This window comes from Psychrobacter sp. 1U2, from assembly GCF_051847575.1.
Genome location: NZ_JBPYDC010001375.1, coordinates 1 through 614 on the forward strand (window position 1 = coordinate 1; position 614 = coordinate 614).

The following is a 614-nucleotide window of genomic DNA, read 5'->3' on the forward strand; positions in this document are numbered from 1 at the left end:
GTACTGGCAGCAAGGGCTAAAAGATTACGACGTTTCATAAGGCGTCCTTATAAGGTAAGAAAATAATGTAATGAGCGGACCAAGTTAAACAAACCATCGATGTTGCCGCAAAATATAACTCACTCTTGGCAATATCCTACTCTGGCTGCCCGATTTGAGGGTATTATTTGTGTCTTTCAATACCATTTTATAGTATTTTTTTGGAATAAGCTTTTTGTATTAAAACGTGATTCAATAGAACCAAGCGTTAATGGTTGATAATCGTCTGCTATTTATAACTTATCTTATTACAACTTGGCAAGAATGACCGTACGAAAACAGTGACCTTACGTAAGAAGGTTAAAGTTTGCCGGAGAATTGATAACGATCCCCTGCATGCCACATCTTTACAAAGGTCAGCACCCGTCCTGCCGAATAAGTCTGACGGCGCAGTACTAACGTTGGTGACTGCGGTGCAATTTGTAGCGCATCAGCGATCTTATCAGGTGCTGCTAAGGCGCGAATGGTATAGTTACCGCGCTCAAGCGGGCTTTTGGCAATCAGATAATCGCTGGTGTTCACCATGCTAAAGTCTTGCTCAATGAATTCTGGTACTTTTGTCGCATCAACCCAGC

At 42.0% G+C, this 614-nt stretch carries 1 protein-coding gene; it reads right to left on the minus strand.

All coding sequences use genetic code 11. The features are described from left to right. Positions 1–339: 339 nt before the first annotated feature. Positions 340–614: UTRA domain-containing protein (locus ACS8FD_RS22175; protein ID WP_439277454.1), on the minus strand; the 275-nt coding region annotated here is incomplete at its 5' end.